Here is a 17,468-nt window from a genome sequence, read left to right as displayed (position 1 = left end):
AAGGTCAAACTGGAATGAGATGAAGGCATCTCAAATGGGAACTCCCGGCACCGTTCTCATTACCGGAACTACATCCGGTGTTGGCTTAAACGCCACCAAGGCGTTGGTTCGACAGGGGTGGACTGTGATTACGGCGAATCGGAATCCTCAGAGAGCTGCCGGAGCTGCCGATCAGCTGGAGATCCCCAGCCACCGCCTTCATCACATCCTGATGGATCTAGGCGATCTTGAGAGTGTCCGTCATGCGGTGGAGAGCCTTTCTGTCGGGGTTGATGCCTTGGTGTGTAATGCGGCGGTGTATGACCCGAAGTTGAAACAGCCCAAGCGCTCTCCCCAGGGCTACGAATTGTCGATGGCCACCAACCATTTGGGCCATTTTTTGTTGATTCAGTTGCTTCTTGATCGATTAAAAGCATCCAGCCATCCCTCAAAACGGATTGTCATCCTTGGCACTGTGACCGCTAACTCCAAGGAACTTGGCGGGAAAATTCCTATTCCCGCTCCTGCTGATCTTGGTGATCTTTCAGGTTTCGAAGCGGGTTTTAAAGATCCGATCACCATGGCGAGTGGTCAGACCTTTAAGCCAGGCAAGGCTTATAAAGACAGCAAGCTTTGCAACATGATTACCACCCAGGAACTGCATCGACGGATCTACCAGGGCACAGGGATTAGCTGTACGTCTCTCTATCCAGGGTGTGTAGCTGACACTCCTTTATTCCGAAACACCCCTAAGGCCTTTCAAGTGATTTTCCCTTGGTTCCAGAAAAAGATTACGGGCGGTTATGTCTCTCAGTCTCTTGCTGGTGAACGGGTTGCAATGGTGGTGGCGAATCCCGATTTCAACCAATCAGGTGTGCATTGGAGTTGGGGTAATCGTCAAAAGAAAGCTGGAAAACAATTCAGCCAAGAATTGTCCGATAAGGCGACAAATCCTCATGTCGCCAAACGGGTCTGGGAGCTTTCGATGCAACTCGTGGGTCTCTGATCAGTCGAAACCCAGAAGGTCAAAGATCTCCCTGTCTTTCAGGGATACGGCTTCCAATGGTTCAACATTGTCGAGCATATTGCTGGCCAAACGGATGTATTCCTCTTGAACAGCTTTCACGCCATCTTCGTTCTCGTCCATCTCGAAAATGGTGCATTTCTTCAGGCGTGAACGGCGAATTGCATCGACATCTTGGAAATGAGCCATCGTGCGTAAGCCCGTACGCTCATTGAACTTATCGATTTGATCCGTGTTAACTGACCGATTGGCTACCACTCCTCCAAGGCGCACCTTGTAGTTTTTCGCCTTGGCTTGGATCGCTTGCACAATTCTGTTCATCGCGAAGATGGAATCAAAATCGTTGGCGGTCACGATCAGGCAATAGTTCGCGTGTTGAAGCGGTGCAGCGAAGCCACCGCAGACCACGTCGCCCAGCACGTCAAAGATCACCACATCTGTATCTTCCAGAAGATGATGTTCCTTAAGGAGCTTCACGGTTTGGCCGGTGACGTAGCCGCCGCAACCGGTTCCGGCAGGCGGTCCTCCGCTCTCGACACATTTCACGCCGTTGTATCCCGTGAACATGAAGTCCTCGGGGCGCAGCTCTTCGCTGTGAAAGTCGACCTCTTCGAGGATGTCAATCACCGTTGGCACCATTTTGTGGGTGAGGGTGAATGTGCTGTCGTGCTTGGGGTCACAGCCGATCTGGAGCACGCGTTTGCCTAGTTTTGAAAACGCGGCAGACAGGTTGGAGGAGGTGGTGGATTTGCCAATGCCACCCTTGCCATAGACGGCAATGACAAGAGCTCCCTCTTCAATTTTTGTCCCTGGGTCCTGATGGACCTGAACACTGCCGTCACCATCCGCCGGACGGGTGAGAGTTGTGGTCATGCAGAGACCTGCTTCGTGGGTGTTGTTTTCATTTAACTTCAGCAAGCTTGAACAGTCAGCTTTCAATTCATGATCGAAACATCAGGAGTGATGGTGTTGAAAGACTGACGAGGATTGGGCGGATTGCCGTGAAAATAGTTGGAGTATTGAGTACAAAGACTCAGCCGATCATGCGTTGTTCCAGGTAATAAATTTGGGTCTGAACAATTGGGTTGGGTTGTTAGGCGCTGAAGTGGGCCTTCGCGTCGTAGAGCGTTTCGCTGTCGATTTGGTTGCGCCCAGTGGATTTTGCGAAGGCTTCTGTGTTTCGGCGTACTTTCCCCCGAACGAAGAAAGGGATCTTTTTCAGCTCCGCTTCTCCATCAGCAGTCCAGACCAGCTCGTCCGTGAGGGTGCTCACCGCTACCTCAGTGTCTGCAATTGCTCCAGAACCTCCAGAATGTCCGAGATGGCTTTGGTGGCCATCCACGAACTCAAAATCGTGACGGAACATGCCGATCAGGTGTTCCTCTAAGCCCATCATGAGCGGGTGCACCCAGCTGTCGAAGATCACGTTCGCTCCTTCCCAGCCCATTTGAGGACTGTTGCGTGCAGGCACGTCTTGGACATGCATCGGTGTGCTGATCACTGCACAGGGGAGCCCTAGTCGTTTGGCACTGTGTCGCTCCATTTGTGTGCCGAGCACCAGTTCAGGTGCCGCTGCGGCCATCGCCGCCTCCACCGCGAGGTAATCGTCACTGATGAGGGCCTCAATCCCCATCGCTTTCGCTGCTGCTCGCACGGGTCGAGCCATTTCTCTGCTGTAGGTGCCTAAGCCAACCACTTCAAAGCCCAGTTCCTCTTTGCAGATGCGCGCTGCTGCCAAGGCATGCGTTCCATCTCCAAAGATGAACACCCTTTTTCCTGTGAGGTAGGTGGAGTCCACCGATTCGGAGTACCAGGGCAGCCTTGACTGACGAATCCCCTCTTGAGGGGAAGGGGGTGTCATCCCCAGCAGATTGTGAACTTCAACGAGGAAATCATGGGTTGCACCAATTCCAATCGGCACGGTGGTGGTGAACGGGATACCAAAACTGCGCTCGAGCCAAGCGCAGCTGGATTCGGCGATCTCTGGGTAGAGGCACACATTCAGATCGGCTTCAGGGAGTCGATGCACATCTGCCACCGTGGCTCCTAATGGAGCGACCACTCCGACATCGATGCCATGGAGATTCAGCAGCCTTTGCACTTCAAGCACATCGTCGCGACAGCGGAAGCCGAGCAACGACGGACCCAGCAGATTCACCCGGGGGCGACGTCCCTGCTGCTGCCAGGCCTTGGGGTCATGCTTCAGCTCAGAGGGAGCTTGATCTTTCAACAGAGACCGAACCAATTGATAGAGGGTTTCTGCTGCGCCCCAATTCTCTTTTTTGCTGTAAGCCGGTAGCTCTAAATTCACGATTGGCATGTTCAAGCCCATGCCAGCTGCTAAGGCTCCAGGTTGGTCCTGAATTAATTCCGCCGTACAGCTTTCACCAACCAAAAGGGCATCGGGTTGGAAACGATCCACAGCCTCTCTCACGTGGCGCTTCACCAGTTCGGCGGTGTCACCACCGAGATCTCTGGCTTGAAACGTGGTGTAGGTGACTGGTGGCCGTTGATCTCGACGCTCGATCATCGTGAACAACAGATCGGCGTAGGTATCGCCCTGGGGTGCGTGCAGCACGTAATGCACACCTTCCATGGATGCCGCAATGCGCATGGCACCAACGTGAGGTGGTCCTTCGTATGTCCAGAGAGTGAGTTGCATGGCTTTAGGCGTGAACGGGGTCAGAGTCGATGGGGGCGCTACTGGGCGGGTTCAGCGCTTGACGAATGAGTTCGCGTCGTCTCAGCGGGCGGGAGAAAAGTTCAGCCAACTCCCCGGCCTGATCGATGCCATGAATGGGACTAAAGACCAGTTCAATTGACCACTTGGTGGCGATTCCTTCCGCTTCGAGCGGATTGGCAAGACCCATCCCGCAGACCACAAGATCGGGTTGAGTGGCACGAACGCGATCCAGCTGCTTCTCCACATGTTGTCCCTCCATGACAGACGTGCCCTCAGGGAGAAGCGCAAGCTCTTCAGCCATTTGCTCGCGATTCAAGTAGGGAGTCCCTACTTCCACCAGTTCCATGCCGCATTCTCGTTGTAAGAAGCGAGCGAGCGGAAGTTCGAGTTGAGACTCCGGTAGGAGAAAAATTCGTTTGCCGTTCAGGATGTCTCGGTGTGGCGCCAGAGCGCTTTGAGCGCGAGCTACCAACGGATCCAGCACGGTGGCAACCTGATCAGCGTTGATTTGAAAGTCTTTTGCTGCGGCTTCCATCCAGCTGCGGCTTCCTTCAGCACCCAGGGGGAAGGGCGCTGTCAGGACGCGAGCACCCCGATCGCGAAGTAAGCGTGCTGTTGTCGTGAGGTACGGCTGCGTCAACAAGACCGTTGTTCCTGGGCCAATTCCTGGCAGTTCAGTGGACTTGCGTGGGGGCAAGCTGCAAACCGTGTCGATGCCAATCCGACCAAAGAGGTGAATGAGGCGATCCTCCACGGCATCGGCAAGAGTCCCGACCATCAACAGTTGACGTTGATCTGTGGAGGGCAGCAGGGGCACTAAGGCTGAAAGTGCCCCGTCTTCCCCTTGGGTAAACGTGGTTTCAATTCCACTCCCCGAATAATTCACGACCTGCACTCGGCCTCTCAATTCATCGTTGAGTCGTTCTGCGGCCCGCGCTAGATCCAGTTTGATCACCTCGCTGGGGCATGACCCCACCAAAAACAGGGTGCGGATCTCGGGCCTGCGTTCCAGAAGCTCACGAGCCACACGGTCGAGTTCATCTTGAGCATCGGCGAGGCCAGCTAGGTCGCGTTCGCTCAGAATCGCTGTTCCAAAACGAGGCTCAGCAAAAATCATCACACCAGCAGCGCTTTGAATCAAATGGGCGCAGGTGCGTGAACCGACCACCAAGAAAAAAGCATCAGGCATCCTGCGGTGCAGCCAGACGATCGAGGTCAGACCACAGAACACTTCCCGTGGTCCTGATTCCTTGAGCAGATTCACGCTCATCGCATTTAAGGCACGTCCTATCAGTCACCATGACGTCAGAATCGCTTAGTGCTCAGACCTAACAAATATCTTCGGGATCGGGTCTTGATTTCCAGTTGGGCCAGATGCGCTGGAGATGACTAAATTTCAGCGCAAATGATGTCTTCGATCTGATGTTGTCTTTGCGAGCTTTCCCTGCTGCTTTGGCTCTTGGTTTGGCGTTAACGGCCTGTCAGTCAGTTGAGCAAAAAGCAGTCAAAGACGAAGCCAAAGTGGTTTCGGACTCTGGTCTCGTCTGCTCTGCAACAGCTGAGGTCGAAAAAGCATTGGACAAGGTTGAAGCTCTAACCCCTGCTTCAACAGTTGCAGACGCTGAGGTCGCTGGTGAGTCGCTTAAAAAAGCTCTCGCCACTCTCGATAAAGCTGAGATTGAACTTCAAACCTCAAAACTCAATGAATATCGCGACCAGGTTGCGATCTACGAAAAATTTGTGAGTCAGATCAGACAGAGCAAAACGATGACCCTCGAGGAAGCAGCTCAACAACTCAAAGCGAAAGCAGCTCCTGTGATTGCTGCTCGCGAGCAACTGGCCGAAACTACGGATTGCATCGAAGTTGAAGAGCTAACGGATTCAAACCATGAAAGCTCTTCGGATCAGTCGAAGGACGACACCGCCGGCAAGGCTGATTCCGAATAATTGCAATCAAAGACCCTGTTCAAAGGCGACGACGGAAACGATCGTCGCCGAATCCACCTGTTGACTGAGATGAATCCAAGCTGATCTGGGTCAGACGCCACACATTTCTGCTCAAACGGCTTGCCCTTAGCCCCCCTCGTTCAACTTGTTCGGAACTAGGGCGGACTCCTAGCAATTGGGTGACTTCTGCCGTACTTAATGGGGCTCCTGTCTTAATCGCTAGGTCTGTCAGTTCGAGTCTTTGGCGCAACTCAACAAGATTGGCAGCACCACCATCTTCAGCATCGCTCCAAATCCAACGACCGGGGCCCTCCTGATTGAGCTTTTGCATTAAGCCCATTCCGATCATCCCGAGCGCTTGCTCGGCGCTGAGCTCAGAACTCAAGGAGGTTGTTTCTGGGCTATGGGTTTGATTGGCTGCCATTCTGCGCTTCCGATTTGCGCGGACAGTATCGGTTCCGTTGGCTGATGCAAGTCGCGAGACGAATTTTGTGAGCAACCTTCCGGTAACATCTCCGCAATGAAACGCTTCGCCAGCTTCGATGCCCGGGAGCGGCGAGTAGGCGGAAGCGCTCTCGTCACCGGAACTGAGGTTCACACCTCGGCGAGCGGAGCGAGCTGTGTCGTCACGACCGACAGCGAATCCCCAAGGCTATTGAGACAAAATAGCCATGTGCAGTCCATTGAACTGCGCACTTATGTCTTTCTTGACTCTCTTCAACCCCAACTCGCTGCCTACATGGGCACCGTGAGTCAGGGCTTTTTGCCGATCCCAGGTGATGCCTGTCTTTGGATGGAAGTTTCACCAGGGATGGCGGTGCATCGAGTCACGGATATTGCTCTCAAGGCCAGCAATGTCCGTCTTGGCCAGATGGTTGTGGAGCGCGCCTTTGGCTCAATGGCGCTTTATCACCGGGACCAAAGCACGGTGATCCACTCCGGTGATGTGGTTCTAGAGGCGATTGGCAGTTCCGTTGACCGACGAACTCCTGCTGATGTCAGTTGGACAGAAGTCATTCGGGCTATTACTCCTGACCATGCCGTCCTTATCAATCGTCTGAACCGCAGAGGATCGATGATCGAAGCCGGCATGAGCATGTTCATTCTTGAAACAGAGCCTGCTGGCTACGTTCTGATTGCTGCGAATGAGGCTGAAAAGTCCTCGAACATCACGTTGGTGGATGTCAAAGCGGTTGGCGCGTTTGGACGTCTCACTCTTGCTGGGAGAGAAGGTGATGTTGAAGAGGCTGCGGCTGCGGCAATGCGGGCGATTGAATCGATCAATCGCAATTGTTCATCAAGGTGATGGGTTGATCCGGCTGATCCAAAATCAACAGGAACGTTTTGGTCAATGAATCCCTAATCGCTGACGTAAGCGAGGAGCCATGGCCCTGGCAGCTTTTCCGCGACTTCCAAGTCGGCTGAGTTGGGCTGTTGTCATTTCTCCATAGCTGCATCGGGTTTCGCGTAGCCAGAAGAGTGATTCCAAGCCACCACCTGGGTAGGCAGGTGATTTGAGGAGTTCACCCCAACAAATGCCTTCCGAGCTTTCAATCGACGTTCCATCTGGGGAGCAAAGCACCATCGCGCTGCGAAAGAGGGCACTGCGATAGGGCTGATTGGCCATGGATCGCAGCAATTTGGAGACTTTCTCGTCGTCTGTGGGCGCCAGGCGAGCTGTGTAGAGACCGGGAGCGCCATGGAGGGCGTCTACTTCGAGCCCAGAATCGTCAGCAAGAGTCCAAGTGCCTGTGAGCTGAGCGGCAGCAGAAGCCTTAAGGAGGGCGTTTTCCAGATAGGAGGTACCTGTTTCCTCAACCTCAAGATCGGGAGGTTGACGAACCACATTGAGTGGCAGAGGTCCAAGCATTGCCTCGATTTCAGCAACTTTGCGTGGATTGCCACTGGCAATCGTCAGTGTGAGCACTGAAAAAGATCGGAAGAGTCCCATTGTGTGGGTTAAGGGTAAAAAATATCGTTCAGATTCGAAAATGAAGCTCAGCTGGGGTTGAACATTCCACTCCGCTTACGCGGAAAACTTCGCTTCGTCGAGAAAGATATGGGGTTTGAAGACCCTTGGCCACCTCTTGTGTTGGTGTGCTCACGCGAACCCGCACAGGGCTTCAGATCAGTGCGGGCAAGGGTGATCAGTAGTGCTTATGAGGTTCAGCATGGACAATGATCTCGAAAAAGGCCCAAACAGCTTGACGAGTTGGCCTCCGACAGACCAATGTCATCGGCGAACATTCCACCCCCCCTTACTCGGTAGGCAATGGCTAACGAAACCATGGGTATCGCTCTCGGCATGATCGAGACACGCGGCCTGGTCCCAGCGATCGAAGCAGCTGATGCAATGACCAAGGCTGCTGAAGTGCGCCTGATTGGTCGTGAATTCGTCGGCGGTGGCTACGTCACAGTTTTGGTCCGTGGCGAAACAGGTGCTGTAAACGCTGCTGTGCGTGCAGGTGCAGACGCTTGCGAACGTGTCGGCGACGGCCTTGTCGCGGCGCACATCATTGCTCGCCCTCATCGCGAAGTTGAGCCAGCACTCGGCAACGGCAATTTCCTCGGACAAAAGGACTGAGATCAGCTGTTAACCCCCTGATGGGGTTGCGCCTCTCTTTTCCCTTACCGACTTAACGGAATTAATCCATGAGCAAGAAGTACGACGCTGGGGTCAAGGAGTACAGAGACACTTACTGGACTCCCGATTACGTTCCCCTAGACACCGACCTGCTGGCCTGCTTCAAGTGCACCGGCCAAGAAGGTGTCCCTAAAGAAGAAGTTGCAGCTGCTGTTGCCGCTGAATCTTCAACTGGTACCTGGTCCACTGTGTGGTCCGAGCTCCTCACCGACCTCGACTTCTACAAAGGCCGCTGCTATCGCATCGAAGACGTCCCTGGTGACAAGGAGTCGTTCTATGCCTTCATCGCTTACCCCCTCGACCTGTTCGAAGAGGGTTCAATCACCAACGTTCTGACCTCATTGGTCGGCAACGTGTTTGGCTTCAAAGCACTGCGTCATCTCCGTCTGGAAGACATTCGCTTCCCGATCGCCTTCATTAAGTGCTGCGCTGGTCCACCAAACGGCATCGCCGTTGAGCGCGACCGGATGAACAAATATGGCCGCCCTCTTCTGGGTTGCACCATTAAGCCAAAGCTTGGCTTAAGCGGTAAGAACTATGGCCGTGTTGTCTATGAATGCCTCCGTGGCGGTCTGGACTTCACCAAAGACGACGAGAACATCAATTCCCAGCCGTTCCAGCGTTGGCAGAACCGCTTCGAATTTGTTGCAGAAGCCATCAAGCTGGCCGAACAGGAAACGGGAGAGCGAAAGGGTCACTACCTCAACGTGACCGCGAATACTCCTGAAGAGATGTATGAGCGTGCTGAGTTCGCCAAGGAACTCAATCAGCCGATCATCATGCACGACTTCATCACCGGTGGCTTTACAGCTAACACTGGTTTGTCGAAGTGGTGCCGCAAGAACGGCATGTTGCTGCACATTCACCGTGCGATGCACGCTGTGATTGACCGTCATCCCAAGCACGGTATTCACTTCCGCGTCCTCGCTAAGTGTCTGCGTTTGTCAGGTGGTGACCAACTCCACACCGGCACCGTGGTCGGCAAGCTGGAAGGTGATCGTCAGACCACCCTCGGCTATATCGACCAACTCCGCGAATCCTTCGTTCCTGAAGATCGCAGCCGCGGCAACTTCTTCGATCAGGACTGGGGTTCCATGCCTGGTGTGTTTGCCGTTGCTTCCGGCGGTATCCACGTGTGGCACATGCCCGCGCTGGTTGCCATCTTCGGAGATGACTCCGTTCTCCAGTTCGGTGGTGGTACCCACGGTCACCCCTGGGGTTCCGCAGCTGGTGCTGCTGCCAACCGTGTGGCCCTCGAGGCCTGCGTCAAGGCACGCAACGCCGGTCGTGAAATCGAGAAGGAAAGCCGCGACATCCTTATGGAAGCCGGTAAGCACAGCCCTGAGCTGGCGATCGCTCTCGAGACCTGGAAGGAGATCAAGTTCGAATTCGACACCGTCGACAAACTCGACGTTCAGTGATCGGTGACAGGGGTGAATTTTTTCACCCCTCTCCCGAACTTCGATATAAATCCGGCTCGAGGACTTTGGTCCAGCCAAAACATTTTTTTAAAGCGTGATCCCCATGCCTTTTCAGAGCACCGTGGGTGACTACCAAACAGTCGCCACCCTGGAGACATTCGGCTTTCTTCCGCCGATGACCCAGGACGAGATCTATGACCAGATCGCTTACATCATTGCCCAAGGTTGGAGCCCGCTCATTGAGCACGTCCATCCTTCCAATTCCATGGCCTCTTACTGGTCCTATTGGAAGCTCCCGTTTTTCGGTGAGAAGGATTTGAACGTTGTAGTGAGTGAACTCGAGGCCTGCCATCGCGCATACCCCGACCATCACGTGCGCATGGTCGGCTACGACGCATATACCCAAGGCCAAGGTGCCTGTTTCGTGGTTTTCGAAGGACGCTGATCCTTCGTCTTCACGATTTCGAGCCCTGAGTTGATCAGGGCTCAACTTTTCCTGTAGGGACTCGTTCCCTTCAATTCACGAAGACATTCTCGGGCGGACATGGCAAGACTTTCTAGTCGCGAACTAGCACTCGAACGCCGTAAGGCTCTCACTACTGCTGGCAAAAAGGCATCCGTTGTTGTTTCAGCAGGTGCGAATCGCGTTCGGTCGGCCGACGATGCCCGCAAAACGCGCACCAACGCAGATCCAATTGCGGTAGCCCCTTCACACGCTGCACCCCCTGTCGCTACTGAGCGACCAAGAAATCAATCGCTGTCAACTTCATCAGGTGCCCATCGCTCTCGGGTGAAACCCGTCAGTCAACCGAGTCGTGAGCTTGTGCTCGCGCGCCGAGAAGCCTTGTCACGTCGTGGTAAATCAGCAGATACAACCAAAGACAGAAACCGGGCTGAGGTCGCTCGTCAAACAGCGACAACAACAACCACTACAGCCCCTGCGGCCGGCAAGAAAGAGTGTGGTTGTGGCGGCAATGGCGCTGTTCAAACACCAACTCGTTTGACTCGTCAGGCTGTCTCTGTGGATCTTTCGACCAAAAATTCCTCCCGTCGCAGCCAAGCTCCAAAGCGTCGTGCCATCGAAAATCCAAGTAGAGCACTTGTTTTAGCCCGTCGTGAAGCGATGTCTAAACACGGGAAAACAGCAGGAAAACAACCCACAAGCGCCGCTGCAGTGGCCCGTCAGGCGAATCCTGACCTCACCAGCCGTGAGCTGGCTCAGCAAGTACGTGAGCTTCGTGCGAAATCAGGAGCTCGTAGCAAGCAAAGCGCTGGAGTCACGCGTCCAACAGGCCCGAATCGGAACGGATCCAAGCAAGCCGCTGCCGCCGATGCGCACTGGAAGGTGGGTGAGTCGGAGACCACCGGTGGCCAAACTGTGACTGGCACTCAAGCCAATCGCTCCGTTAAGACGACAGGTAACGAAGCCAGCACTTGCCGTTCCATCACTGGTACTGAGTATCTCGGTGCAGAGGTCTTTCAGACCTTCTGTCAGAGCGCTCCGACTCCAACCACACCTGCCAAGGTTCGTGTATCTGCTACTTCCCATGGCAATCGCGTCACAGGTAACGAAGTTGGTCGCTCTGAGAAAGTCACTGGAGATGAGCCCGGCACCTGCAAAAGCGTGACAGGTACGGAATATATTTCGGCCAACCAAAGCGCCGCCTATTGCGGTGGAACGACCCCTTCTCCTCGCAAAGTTGGCCACAGCCTGACTCAGCAAGGCCGACCTGTAAGTGGAGTGATGGTGGGGCGATCCTCGAGCGTGACTGGTGATGAAGCTGGTGCGAACCGCTCTTTGACCGGTGATCAATATTTAGGGTCAGACCCCCTTCCCGAAGGACGTCCGGCTGCCAAGGTTGGTCTGTCTGAAACCCTATCTGGCACAGGTGTTACAGGCACGATGGTAGGCCGCTCCTCAAGTGTCACCGGTGATGAATTCGGATCCTGTCATCGCGTGACTGGTGATCAGTACATCAGTTCTGAACAGGTCAACTCTTTTTGTGGAGCCAAGCCCGATCCTGAAGCCGCCAAAGTTGGATTCAGTATCACCAATCGCAACCAAGTGGTGAGCGGCACGCGCACCGGTCGCTCTGAAAACGTCACGGGTGATGAACCGGGAAGTTGTAAGGCTGTCACGGGAACCCCTTACGCAGGTCTTGAGCAAGCTGGTCAATATTGCGGTAACTCCGCTGTTCAAGCCATTCGCGAGCGGACGCCGGTCCGTCCTGGCACGCCTGCCGCTCCAATGACTGGACTTCAACCAGGTATTGGTGGCGTCATGACTGGTGCCGAACGTGGTGCCTGTGAAGCGGTGACTGGAACTCCATATATTGGTGCTGATCAACTTTCAGTGGCATGTGGTGAAGCAGCACCAGCGGGAACCGAGACCCATGGTCAATCTGCTGAAGGATCAAGTTGGACTCGATTCAGTGTGGTTTCTCCTGCCCGTGCCGCTCAGCAACAACGGGAATCCAGCAAAGGGGTCACCGGCACCTCTTACGAAGACAGCAGCCGCATAACCGGCCCTTTTGATTTGGCCGGTGGCAAAATCACCGGCACTGAGCAATTCCGATTCGATAATCGCGAATTTCAAGATCGTCAGTTCCAAACGCAACCCAGACGTCAATTTCAACCCACGACTCCTGAGGTTGAAGTCGCAACTGAAGAACCTGCTTCCAGGGTCACTGGAGAAGGATCGTCCACAAAAGTGACTGGTGATGACTGGGATCGTGGTGATCACGTGACCGGTACGGAAGGAGTCTCTGCTCGTCGTCGTAATCCCAGCCGCTCTGGCGCGATGGGTGCCATGCCCCCATTCGAACGAAAGCGCAACGAGCAGTCTGAATGGCCAGAAAGTCGCGTGACGGGTTCCAGTGGCAACACTTCAAAGGGTTCCCTGATTACCGTCTCAGGCGGAGCAAGGGGCTGATCGACTGATGGTCCGCTCTGTGCCTTCCCGCGGCGGGCGACCTCTGTCTCCCTCCGCTCCCACTCGACGTCAGCTGCAACAAGAGAGAGCTGATTCTTTGTCTCCCGCTGAGCCCAAGCAAGCTGATTCCAATCCGCTCTCGGCCCGTGATGCCTCTCTTCAAAGACGGCGTGCGCTCACCACATCGGGCAAGGCTGCTGTCTTGCCTCAAGGCACGCTTGGTGCCGGTCGCGTCAGGACAAGCCAAGACAGTCGGCGTTCAGTGCCGCAACAGCCAGGCTGGGTCCGTCGCGATCAAAAGTCTTCAAGTGCACTGTCAAGCAGTTCGAAGCGTTCAACATCCAACCGTTCAACATCCAACCGTCCACCATTTAATCGCCTGCATCCCTTAACGGATTCAGTTGCTAATGACCATTTACGGTCCTATGAACTGGAAGTTAAGGGTCGCTTCGAAAGGATTGTTCCGGTCCTTCAAAAGATTTCAGCACTTCAACATCAAGCTGACTTTATAGATCAAGCTCAGCTGTTAGCCCGACGTGAACTTGGATTTGACTTACCCAAGCACATTCTTGAGCGTGCCTGGGTTCGCCCATTAGATATGAGGGCGCTCTACGCGTGGTGTGTTTTTGAGTCGCATCGTGTCTTTAGTGATTGCTTTTTTCAGAGCGATCCTCTCGCTGCCTCTTCAGGCAGTGAAGCGGCGCAAACGTTTGAACGCTTTCTTCTCGATTGTGGCTTCCATCTCCTCGATGTGACGCCTTGTGCTGATGGTCGGCTGGCTCATTCCATTGCTTACGCCTTACGGATTCCGTTCAGCTCAGTGCGTCGTCGCTCCCATGCCGGTGCCTTGTTTGACGTCGAAAATACGGTCAACAGATGGGTCAAAACAGAACACCGGCGTTATCGCGAGTCCATCCCTAACGCGGCTAGTCAAGACACCCGTTATCTCAAGGTCGTGACCTATCACTTCAGTTCCTTGGACCCCAGCCATCAGGGCTGCGCTGCCCACGGAAGTGATGACAAATTGGCAGCCTCAGCTGGATATCAGCGCCTTCTTGATTTCAGACAAGCTGTTGAGAACAGCTTTTGTTGTGGTGCTTCCGTTGATTTGTTGCTGATTGGACTCGATACCGATACTGATGCGATCAGGGTTCATCCACCCGCAAGCGACAGTTCAACTCAGTTAGATCGATGGGTGTCAGCTCAAGATCTTTATCAGGCAACGTCCACCATGTCTCCTGATCAGGCATTAATTCAGATCGCTGAAGCTGTTGAATCTGGTGCGCCTGGAACGATGGATTCGGGAATGGTCTCCTTGATTACGCGCTTAATGGCTAACAATATTTCTCAGATTGATTACGTATCCGATCTTCATGATGGTCCTTATCCCGATGCCGGTCATGCAGAGCGTTTTATTGGTGTAGGTATTGGTTTTAAAGAAGTCCATTTGCGAAATCTTACATATTTTGCCCACCTAGATACTGTTGAAGAAGGGGCACCTGATTTGGATGTTGGTGTGAAAATCTTTAAAGGCTTAAACGTTTCACGTGATTTGCCGATTCCCGTTGTGATCCGTTTTGATTATTCAAGCTCCGTGCCTGGTGCGCGCGAAAGAGCGATTTCAGATTGTCAGAGAGTTAACTCTGCCATTTCCAATCGTTACTCCGATCTCGTTTGTGATGGCCTACTCCATACCTGTTTGACTATTCGAGATCGAACTCAAACATCTCCTGCAGAAGTTGTAGGGTCCACACTCGATCCTGTAGTTCAGGAGGCTCACTGATCATGCTTATCGTCAAGGTCGTCAAGCCACTGGTTTCTACAAATCGCATTCCTGATTTTGAACACAAACACCTTCAGGTGGTTTTAGACGGCAGCACCCAAAAGGTGGCCGTCGATGCTGTTGGCGCGAAGCCCGGTGATTGGGTGATTTGCGTCAGCAGTTCTGCAGCTAGAGAAGCTGCAGGAAGTAAGTCGTATCCCAGCGATCTCACCATTGTTGGGATCATTGACCATTGGGATCCCGACCCACCGAAGCCATCATCTGCATCGAAAGAGGCCAAGAGCTAATGGAAATCATGCAGGTGATGGGAACTTTGGTGTGTACTTTCCGCGTCGGAGGTTTGGACCATATGCACCTGCGAATTCTTAAAAACAACAAGGGTAAAAAACTCGTTGCTGTTGACCCTGTTGGAGCTCGAGAAGGTAACTGGGTGTTTACGGCTAGTGGTTCTGCTGCACGCCATGCCTGTCCAGATAACACTGTTCTCACAGACCTCACCATCGGTGGAATCATCGACCACTGGATGCCAGATGGATAACTAAGTCTCGTTCTGCTCTCCGTTCCCCCTCATCTCAATCCATCTCATGGCCACTCCTTCACCCCGTCGACGTTCCAGCGCAGACTCCGCTAGGTCAACACCAGCTAGCAAAGCTGCTACCTCCACCTCAGCAGCAGCGAAGGCAACTGTGGATGTGAAGCCTGTAGCGAGCGCGTCTGCTCCTGCAACAAGATCGTCTGCTCGCAGCGCCTCGAGAGGGACACCTACAAGTGGAGGTAGTGGAAAAGGATCCTCGCTTCAGGCTTCTCCGAGTCCTTCTTCCAGGCCTGCCTTCGGTATCGCTCTTGGCATGATTGAGACCCGAGGCATGGTTCCGGCAATTGAGGCTGCTGATGCAATGACAAAAGCTGCCGAAGTTCAGCTTATTAGTCGTGAATACGTCGGGGGTGGATACGTCACGGTGATGGTTCGTGGAGAGACCGGAGCTGTGAACGCTGCCGTTCGCGCTGGAGCTGATGCCTGTGAGCGTGTTGGAGATGGCCTTGTGGCTGCCCATATCATTGCTCGGCCTCACGATGAAGTGGAGCCAGCTCTCTCTTGTACGAATGTGACGCGGCGGATGTGATCCATACGTCACGTCTCGCCAACTCCGTTTAGATTTCCGCCCCAACATTCCTTTCAACGGCGCAAACGCCCCGTTTCCCTTGATCTCAGCTGCAACGCTGCCACTGCAAACCGCCTGGTTAATCCCGCTCTACGGGTTTTCCGGGATGTTGATCTCACTGCCTTGGGCTTTGGGGGTATTCCGGAGGGATTCCCATCGCCCTGCGGCCTATCTCAACATCATCCTCACCCTGCTGGCTTTCGTGCATGGAAGCCTGGTTTTGCGCGAGGTGATGGCCGCTGGACCCACTCTTCTGACGTTCCCTTGGCTGAGTGTGGCTGATCTCAATCTAGAGATCAGCTTCAGTCTTTCTCTCACCAACGTGTCTGCTCTTGAGCTGATTACGGGTTTGAGTTTTTTCTCTCAGTTGTATTCCCTCGGCTATCTCGATAAGGAGTGGGCCTTAGCCAGGTTCTTTGCATTGCTTGGGTTTTTCGAAGGAGCGATGTCGGGGGTTGTTTTGAGTGACTCCCTGTTCCAGAGCTATTTCCTGTTGGAAATGCTCACGCTTTCGACCTACCTCCTTGTGGGATTTTGGTACTCCCAGCCTCTTGTCGTTACTGCGGCAAGAGATGCATTCCTCACCAAGCGCGTTGGCGATGTGATGCTTTTGATGGGAATGGTGGCCTTAGCCACCTGGTCAGGCGTGACCAGCTTTGACGACCTCTATGCCTGGTCTGCTGCAGACACAATCAGCCCACTGGCGGCGACGTTGCTCGGACTCGGCCTGATTGCTGGACCTACGGGTAAGTGCGCCCAGTTCCCGATGCATCTCTGGCTTGATGAAGCCATGGAAGGTCCTAACCCAGCTTCCATTCTTCGCAACTCTGTGGTTGTGACCTGTGGTGCCATTGTTTTACTCAAGGTGATGCCTCTTCTGCAGAACGCGCCAGTCACGCTCGTTGTTCTCCAGGTGATTGGAACGATCAGTGCGATTGGGGGGTCTCTGGTTTCGATCGCTCAGGTGGATATCAAACGCACCCTGTCCTATTCCACGACTGCCTATTTAGGACTTGTCTTTATTGCTATTTCCCTGCAGGTGCCCGTTCTGGCTCTGCTGCTTCTGTTCGCCCACGCTGTTTCGAAGGCACTGCTTTCGATGAGTGTGGGTGGCGTGATCGCTTCCACCAATTGTCAGGACATCACTGAGCTTGGTGGTCTTGGTGGGAGAATGCCTGCCACAACAGGTTCTTATTTGGTGGGGAGTGCTGGGCTTGTGGGACTTCTCCCCCTAGGAGGATTCCTTTGCCTAGCTCAGGCCGTTGAGTTGGTGGGAGCTCGCTCAGTGATTTTTGTTCCAGTTTTCCTTCTCACCAATGCATTAACAGCTCTCAATCTCACGAGGGTGTACCGGCAGGTCTTTCTTGGTCGATCTCTGACAAAGACGCGTCGAGCGGCAGAGGTGAACTGGCAGATGGCCTTCCCGATGGTGTCTCTTGCCGTGATTGTTGTGTTAACTCCGCTCCTTTTGATTCGTCTGGAGTCTCTTGATGGTTTGCTTGCTTTCCCGCTGTGGGCGGCTGCTGTTGTGGTGGGTAGTGGACTGATCGGTTTGTTGGTAGGAGCTTTCATCCCCCTCAACAAAGCCTGGTCTCGATCTCTCAATCCGGTGCTGCGTTGGTTCCAGGACCTTCTTGAAAATGATTTCTATACCGAAAGATTTTATCGCTTGACGATCGTTAATGTAGTGGCCTTATTCTCGAAGCTTGCTTACAGCTTTGATCGAAATGTTGTTGATGGATTACTGCATGGCCTTGCTCGATTCTCACTTCAGAGTGCAGAAGGCCTGAAGTTGAGTATCAGTGGCCGAAGTCAAAGCTATCTTCTAACTGTAATTGCTGCGATTGTGTTGCTTTTGTCATCCCTGAGCTGGTGGCTGAACTGAACTAATG

General features: G+C 53.8%; 17 protein-coding genes. 12 read left to right on the top strand and 5 right to left on the bottom strand.

Features of this window, described 5'->3' with window-relative positions; translation table 11 throughout:
• The first annotated feature begins 34 nt into the window (after window positions 1-34).
• Window positions 35-985 (top strand): protochlorophyllide reductase, encoded by a 951-nt coding sequence (locus tag SIC18_RS12150; protein WP_413430556.1) that lies wholly within the window; start codon window positions 35-37, stop codon window positions 983-985.
• Here the strand turns inward: SIC18_RS12150 and bchL are convergent, their stop codons facing one another.
• The 3 genes from bchL to SIC18_RS12135 all read right to left on the bottom strand — a co-directional run bounded on the left by bchL (window position 986) and on the right by SIC18_RS12135 (window position 4,956).
• On the bottom strand, window positions 986-1,876 hold the full coding sequence (bchL, locus tag SIC18_RS12145; protein WP_048348249.1) for a ferredoxin:protochlorophyllide reductase (ATP-dependent) iron-sulfur ATP-binding protein: 891 nt from the start codon (window positions 1,874-1,876) through the stop codon (window positions 986-988).
• A 220-nt stretch (window positions 1,877-2,096) separates the two neighbouring features.
• Window positions 2,097-3,665 carry a ferredoxin:protochlorophyllide reductase (ATP-dependent) subunit B gene (locus SIC18_RS12140; RefSeq protein ID WP_048346894.1) on the bottom strand — a complete coding sequence of 523 codons (1,569 nt, stop codon included), beginning with the start codon at window positions 3,663-3,665 and terminating at the stop codon, window positions 2,097-2,099.
• A gap of 4 nt (window positions 3,666-3,669) precedes the next feature.
• The gene (locus tag SIC18_RS12135; protein ID WP_250395069.1) at window positions 3,670-4,956 is read right to left on the bottom strand and encodes a ferredoxin:protochlorophyllide reductase (ATP-dependent) subunit N; all 1,287 of its coding nucleotides are present in this window, start codon (window positions 4,954-4,956) and stop codon (window positions 3,670-3,672) included.
• Window positions 4,957-5,108: 152 nt separating this feature from the next.
• On the opposite strand from SIC18_RS12135, the gene SIC18_RS12130 reads away from it, so the two are divergent.
• On the top strand, window positions 5,109-5,633 hold the full coding sequence (locus tag SIC18_RS12130; protein ID WP_413429770.1) for a hypothetical protein: 525 nt from the start codon (window positions 5,109-5,111) through the stop codon (window positions 5,631-5,633).
• 19 nt (window positions 5,634-5,652) lie between these two features.
• Here the strand turns inward: SIC18_RS12130 and SIC18_RS12125 are convergent, their stop codons facing one another.
• Complete coding sequence (locus SIC18_RS12125; protein ID WP_048348248.1) at window positions 5,653-6,057, bottom strand: hypothetical protein; 405 nt, start codon at window positions 6,055-6,057, stop codon at window positions 5,653-5,655.
• Window positions 6,058-6,153: 96 nt separating this feature from the next.
• Here SIC18_RS12125 and SIC18_RS12120 point away from each other — a divergent pair, with 96 nt between their 5' ends.
• The gene (locus tag SIC18_RS12120) at window positions 6,154-6,939 is read left to right on the top strand and encodes a BMC domain-containing protein (RefSeq protein ID WP_048346891.1); all 786 of its coding nucleotides are present in this window, start codon (window positions 6,154-6,156) and stop codon (window positions 6,937-6,939) included.
• A gap of 42 nt (window positions 6,940-6,981) precedes the next feature.
• On the opposite strand, the gene SIC18_RS12115 is transcribed toward SIC18_RS12120, so the two are convergent.
• Window positions 6,982-7,584, bottom strand: a complete 603-nt coding sequence (locus tag SIC18_RS12115) for a non-canonical purine NTP pyrophosphatase (protein ID WP_250395072.1) — start codon at window positions 7,582-7,584, stop codon at window positions 6,982-6,984.
• Between the two features lie 321 nt (window positions 7,585-7,905).
• Here SIC18_RS12115 and SIC18_RS12110 point away from each other — a divergent pair, with 321 nt between their 5' ends.
• The 9 genes from SIC18_RS12110 (at window position 7,906) to SIC18_RS12070 (ending at window position 17,461) form a co-directional block, all read left to right on the top strand.
• Window positions 7,906-8,217 carry a BMC domain-containing protein gene (locus SIC18_RS12110; RefSeq protein WP_006169870.1) on the top strand — a complete coding sequence of 104 codons (312 nt, stop codon included), beginning with the start codon at window positions 7,906-7,908 and terminating at the stop codon, window positions 8,215-8,217.
• Between the two features lie 68 nt (window positions 8,218-8,285).
• Entirely contained in the window at window positions 8,286-9,698 is a 1,413-nt protein-coding gene (locus SIC18_RS12105; protein ID WP_011619883.1) for a form I ribulose bisphosphate carboxylase large subunit, read from the top strand.
• Window positions 9,699-9,801: 103 nt separating this feature from the next.
• Window positions 9,802-10,143 carry a ribulose bisphosphate carboxylase small subunit gene (locus tag SIC18_RS12100; protein ID WP_011619882.1) on the top strand — a complete coding sequence of 114 codons (342 nt, stop codon included), beginning with the start codon at window positions 9,802-9,804 and terminating at the stop codon, window positions 10,141-10,143.
• 99 nt (window positions 10,144-10,242) lie between these two features.
• Window positions 10,243-12,630: a CsoS2 family carboxysome shell protein gene (locus tag SIC18_RS12095; protein ID WP_413429769.1), complete on the top strand. Its 2,388-nt coding sequence runs from the start codon at window positions 10,243-10,245 to the stop codon at window positions 12,628-12,630.
• A 7-nt stretch (window positions 12,631-12,637) separates the two neighbouring features.
• Complete coding sequence (locus tag SIC18_RS12090; protein WP_413429768.1) at window positions 12,638-14,413, top strand: carboxysome shell carbonic anhydrase; 1,776 nt, start codon at window positions 12,638-12,640, stop codon at window positions 14,411-14,413.
• A gap of 2 nt (window positions 14,414-14,415) precedes the next feature.
• A complete protein-coding gene (locus tag SIC18_RS12085) occupies window positions 14,416-14,700 on the top strand; it encodes a carboxysome peptide A (protein WP_048346886.1) in 285 nt (94 codons plus the stop codon).
• A complete protein-coding gene (locus tag SIC18_RS12080; protein WP_011619878.1) occupies window positions 14,700-14,951 on the top strand; it encodes a carboxysome peptide B in 252 nt (83 codons plus the stop codon). The genes SIC18_RS12085 and SIC18_RS12080 overlap by 1 nt, the downstream gene beginning before the upstream one ends.
• Before the next feature lie 46 nt (window positions 14,952-14,997).
• Window positions 14,998-15,537, top strand: a complete 540-nt coding sequence (locus SIC18_RS12075) for a BMC domain-containing protein (protein ID WP_048346885.1) — start codon at window positions 14,998-15,000, stop codon at window positions 15,535-15,537.
• 145 nt (window positions 15,538-15,682) lie between these two features.
• The gene (locus SIC18_RS12070) at window positions 15,683-17,461 is read left to right on the top strand and encodes an NAD(P)H-quinone oxidoreductase subunit F (protein ID WP_413430554.1); all 1,779 of its coding nucleotides are present in this window, start codon (window positions 15,683-15,685) and stop codon (window positions 17,459-17,461) included.
• Window positions 17,462-17,468 lie beyond the last annotated feature (7 nt).

Source organism: Synechococcus sp. Cu2B8-bc1011, from assembly GCF_047302735.1.
In the GTDB taxonomy this organism is placed as follows: domain Bacteria; phylum Cyanobacteriota; class Cyanobacteriia; order PCC-6307; family Cyanobiaceae; genus Synechococcus_C.
Note: the sequence above shows the minus strand (reverse complement) of the source record. Positions and strands in the feature narration are given on the sequence as shown.

What these genes read in the sequence shown, in the direction of transcription:
- SIC18_RS12075 (WP_048346885.1), top strand. Translation starts at nt 14,998, where the DNA reads ATGGCCACTCCTTCACCCCGTCGACGTTCCAGCGCAGACTCCGCTAGG.
- SIC18_RS12150 (WP_413430556.1), top strand. Translation starts at nt 35, where the DNA reads ATGGGAACTCCCGGCACCGTTCTCATTACCGGAACTACATCCGGTGTT.
- SIC18_RS12140 (WP_048346894.1), bottom strand. Translation starts at nt 3,665, where the DNA reads ATGCAACTCACTCTCTGGACATACGAAGGACCACCTCACGTTGGTGCC.
- SIC18_RS12105 (WP_011619883.1), top strand. Translation starts at nt 8,286, where the DNA reads ATGAGCAAGAAGTACGACGCTGGGGTCAAGGAGTACAGAGACACTTAC.
- SIC18_RS12120 (WP_048346891.1), top strand. Translation starts at nt 6,154, where the DNA reads ATGAAACGCTTCGCCAGCTTCGATGCCCGGGAGCGGCGAGTAGGCGGA.
- SIC18_RS12090 (WP_413429768.1), top strand. Translation starts at nt 12,638, where the DNA reads ATGGTCCGCTCTGTGCCTTCCCGCGGCGGGCGACCTCTGTCTCCCTCC.
- SIC18_RS12080 (WP_011619878.1), top strand. Translation starts at nt 14,700, where the DNA reads ATGGAAATCATGCAGGTGATGGGAACTTTGGTGTGTACTTTCCGCGTC.
- SIC18_RS12070 (WP_413430554.1), top strand. Translation starts at nt 15,683, where the DNA reads ATGTTGATCTCACTGCCTTGGGCTTTGGGGGTATTCCGGAGGGATTCC.
- SIC18_RS12110 (WP_006169870.1), top strand. Translation starts at nt 7,906, where the DNA reads ATGGCTAACGAAACCATGGGTATCGCTCTCGGCATGATCGAGACACGC.
- SIC18_RS12130 (WP_413429770.1), top strand. Translation starts at nt 5,109, where the DNA reads ATGTTGTCTTTGCGAGCTTTCCCTGCTGCTTTGGCTCTTGGTTTGGCG.
- SIC18_RS12085 (WP_048346886.1), top strand. Translation starts at nt 14,416, where the DNA reads ATGCTTATCGTCAAGGTCGTCAAGCCACTGGTTTCTACAAATCGCATT.
- bchL (WP_048348249.1), bottom strand. Translation starts at nt 1,876, where the DNA reads ATGACCACAACTCTCACCCGTCCGGCGGATGGTGACGGCAGTGTTCAG.
- SIC18_RS12135 (WP_250395069.1), bottom strand. Translation starts at nt 4,956, where the DNA reads ATGAGCGTGAATCTGCTCAAGGAATCAGGACCACGGGAAGTGTTCTGT.
- SIC18_RS12095 (WP_413429769.1), top strand. Translation starts at nt 10,243, where the DNA reads ATGGCAAGACTTTCTAGTCGCGAACTAGCACTCGAACGCCGTAAGGCT.
- SIC18_RS12115 (WP_250395072.1), bottom strand. Translation starts at nt 7,584, where the DNA reads ATGGGACTCTTCCGATCTTTTTCAGTGCTCACACTGACGATTGCCAGT.
- SIC18_RS12100 (WP_011619882.1), top strand. Translation starts at nt 9,802, where the DNA reads ATGCCTTTTCAGAGCACCGTGGGTGACTACCAAACAGTCGCCACCCTG.
- SIC18_RS12125 (WP_048348248.1), bottom strand. Translation starts at nt 6,057, where the DNA reads ATGGCAGCCAATCAAACCCATAGCCCAGAAACAACCTCCTTGAGTTCT.